The organism is Ruminococcus sp., assembly GCF_024691275.1.
GTDB lineage: Bacteria > Bacillota > Clostridia > Oscillospirales > Ruminococcaceae > Ruminococcus.
Window position 1 is genome coordinate 1 of the sequence record NZ_JAILNU010000115.1, and the last position, 3,053, is coordinate 3,053.

4 protein-coding genes and 1 pseudogene are annotated in these 3,053 nt (G+C 46.8%); 3 read left to right on the plus strand and 2 right to left on the minus strand.

Going from position 1 to position 3,053, the window contains the following annotated elements:
- From K6G33_RS14665 to rplA, 3 genes are all read left to right on the plus strand, one after another.
- The coding region (locus K6G33_RS14665; protein WP_367270514.1) for a transcription termination/antitermination protein NusG at positions 1 to 263 on the plus strand (263 nt) is incomplete at its 5' end.
- 98 nt (positions 264 to 361) lie between these two features.
- The gene (rplK, locus tag K6G33_RS14670; protein ID WP_173324922.1) at positions 362 to 787 is read left to right on the plus strand and encodes a 50S ribosomal protein L11; all 426 of its coding nucleotides are present in this window, start codon (positions 362 to 364) and stop codon (positions 785 to 787) included.
- 124 nt (positions 788 to 911) lie between these two features.
- Positions 912 to 1,607, plus strand: a complete 696-nt coding sequence (gene rplA / locus K6G33_RS14675; protein ID WP_296780945.1) for a 50S ribosomal protein L1 — start codon at positions 912 to 914, stop codon at positions 1,605 to 1,607.
- A gap of 42 nt (positions 1,608 to 1,649) precedes the next feature.
- Here rplA and K6G33_RS14680 read toward each other — a convergent pair whose 3' ends face one another.
- Both K6G33_RS14680 and K6G33_RS14685 read right to left on the minus strand, forming a co-directional pair.
- The gene (locus K6G33_RS14680) at positions 1,650 to 2,651 is read right to left on the minus strand and encodes an Mbeg1-like protein (RefSeq protein ID WP_296780949.1); all 1,002 of its coding nucleotides are present in this window, start codon (positions 2,649 to 2,651) and stop codon (positions 1,650 to 1,652) included.
- A gap of 149 nt (positions 2,652 to 2,800) precedes the next feature.
- Positions 2,801 to 3,053 (minus strand): annotated as a pseudogene (locus K6G33_RS14685) (glycoside hydrolase); the annotation flags it as partial.

Here is a 3,053-nt window from a genome sequence, read left to right on the forward strand (position 1 = left end):
GTACAGGCTTCGTCGGACCCGCTTCAGAGCCTACTCCCCTTTCGGAAGAGGAAGTTCAGAAGCTCTTCGGTATTGAGGTAGCATCAGTTACCGTCAATTTCAAGGTCGGCGATAGTGTGCGCATCTCGGGTACTGATACGGACGGCTTCATCGGCGTTGTTCAGAACATCAATCTCGAAGACCGTACAGTTGATCTTCTCGTATCAATGTTCGGCAGAGAAACCCCCACTACACTGCCTATCACTCAGGTACTTACCGGGTAGGATTAATCAAGGTCAAAATCAGAAGCCCAAGGGCTTCAGTGGGAGTGGTAACGTAATTCTTCCCTCGCCATGTACCACATTTATGGAGGTGCGAAGACATGGCACAGAAAGTAGTTGGCTACATTAAGCTTCAGATCGCAGCAGGAAAGGCTACTCCTGCACCACCTGTTGGTCCGGCACTCGGTCAGCACGGTGTTAATATCATGGCATTCACAAAGGAATTCAACGAGAGAACAAAGAACGATATCGGAATGATCATTCCTGTTGTTATCACTGTTTACGCAGATCGTTCATTCTCTTTCATCACTAAGACTCCACCGGCAGCAGTCCTCATCAAGAAGGCTTGCAACATCAATAGCGGTTCAGGAGTTCCAAATAAGACTAAGGTCGCTAACATCACTAAGGAACAGATCCAGAAGATCGCTGAGACAAAGATGCCTGACCTCAACGCAGGTTCACTCGAAGCAGCTATGAGCATGATCGCTGGTACAGCTCGTTCTATGGGCGTTGTAGTTGTTGACTAATCAATTTTTTGAATGATGAAGTGGGAGCTATTCCCGTTCAGAGTTCTATTGGTGGGAGGAAAATTCCGCTAATCGGGTAAGCTATAAGCTTCTCGGTATTACCACTTAAATAGGAGGAAATATAATGAAACACGGCAAAAAATATGTTGACAGCGCAAAGGCTGTTGATTATGCAAAGCAGTATGATTCCACAGAGGCTCTCGACCTCGTGTGCAAGAATGCAAAGGCTAAGTTCGATGAGACTATCGAAGCTCACATCCGTCTGGGTGTTGACTCAAGACACGCTGACCAGCAGGTTAGAGGTGCTGTAGTTCTCCCTAACGGTACAGGTAAGACTGTTCGTGTATGCGTTTTCTGTAAGGAAGACAAGTACGAGGCTGCACAGGCTGCAGGCGCTGAGTTCGTTGGCGGTCAGGACCTCGTTGACAAGATCATGAAGGAAAACTGGATGGACTTCGACGTAGTTGTTGCTTCACCTGACATGATGGGTCTTGTTGGTCGTCTTGGTAAGGTTCTCGGACCTCGTGGACTTATGCCAAACCCAAAGGCTGGTACTGTAACTCCTGACGTTGCAAAGGCTGTTACAGAGGCTAAGGCTGGTAAGATCGAGTATCGTCTCGATAAGACAAACATCATCCACTGCCCAATCGGTAAGGCTTCATTCGGCGCTGCTAAGCTCGAAGAGAACTTCAACACACTTATGGAAGCTGTTGTTAAGGCAAAGCCTGCTGCTGCTAAGGGTACTTACCTCAAGAGCTGCACAGTTACTTCAACAATGGGTCCTGGTGTTCCTGTTGCTACAGCTAAGTACGGTGTTTGATCACTGATTAATAAAAGGCTTCACAAATGTGAAGCCTTTTTGTTATTGTGATTTGAACAGAGCTCCCGTACCGCCCTGTGCTATCTTTTTCAGCGCCTCTTTCAGCACTGCCTGCTGTTCGGGACGCAGCTTGGAAAAAGCTTTTATAAGCGCAGGATACGACCTGAGTTTGCTTATCTCCTTGAGAGTTTCCTTATCCGGTGCCCTCAGTATCTCAAAAAGAGCATCTGAAAATATCTGACGCTCGGTATCACTGAAATCATCAAGAAGCCCTGATATAGCCTTGTTGATAACGTTTCCTGACTTTTTGAGTCTGTCGGCAAGCATAAAACGATTACGCTTCAGCTCCCAGTTATACGCAAAATGCTGCTTGATGCCAATAGCGGAATTTCTTACGATCTTCGGGTCGCTTCCGCTGCCCAGCAACATTCCGACAATAGACGCCTGCGGTATGTAGCTCCTTATACGTGGGAGCATTTTTTTATATATTTCCGAGCCGAGTATCTCCTCACGAAATCCAGGGCCGTCATATGAATAGATATTAGTTATTCTGTCGCGTATGCTGTCCTCACAGAAAAGGGAGCTGTAAATCGCAAAATTACCGCCTTTTGAATGTCCGCCGAGCCTTATGGTCTCGTTGTCATCTGCAAAAGCCTCATTCACATAGCTGATAGCCTTTTGCTGTCCTGAAGTCTGCTGCATATAGCTGAGGTTGAAGTCCTCCTTCCAGCCTACGACAGTACCGTCCGTTCCGCGGAATGCGATAAATCCGCTTCCATCGCTGAGACGATAGGTCAGCGCGGAAAACTGCATATCTTCAGCGTGTTCAACGATACTCATATAGCCGCAGAGCATAGTGCCGCGAAAGCGCCTCGACTCAGCCAGCTTACGGAAAAGAAGGTTATCCTGCTCAAATGTAAGTATCCGCAGCTTTTTATCAATACCGTCAGCTTTATATCTGCGAAAAGCATCAGGAATGCTTATATGCTCACTAAAGCTTGCTGAAACAACGCCCTCCAACGGAACATAGCAGAACTGAGACAATATAAGCCCATCTATCTCGTTGAACGGATCGGCAGTAAACGGGACATCACCGCGCCAGTCAAGATAATCAAGAATATTTGCCAGAATATCCCCTCCTTATTGATTAAAAATAAAGCGACGCCGAAGCGCCGCTTTTATTTTATTGGAAATTACTTAGTAGGATCAAGTGACTTGATCTTGCCGAGGAGGAACTCCTGGATCTTAAGTGCGTCACCAGCTGTAACACCCTTTACAGATGTATCAACGTCAGCGTTAGCAAGACCCTGCTTTGTGATAGCAGTAGCATCTGTTCCGCCGAGACCATACTTGTTAGGGTTAGCCTGTGACTGCATGATAAGAACAACGTCAGCCATATCAACCTTATCGTTGCAAGTTGCATCGCCCCAGAGTGTAGCCTTTACA

What these genes read in the sequence shown, in the direction of transcription:
- rplA (WP_296780945.1), top strand. Translation starts at nt 912, where the DNA reads ATGAAACACGGCAAAAAATATGTTGACAGCGCAAAGGCTGTTGATTAT.
- rplK (WP_173324922.1), top strand. Translation starts at nt 362, where the DNA reads ATGGCACAGAAAGTAGTTGGCTACATTAAGCTTCAGATCGCAGCAGGA.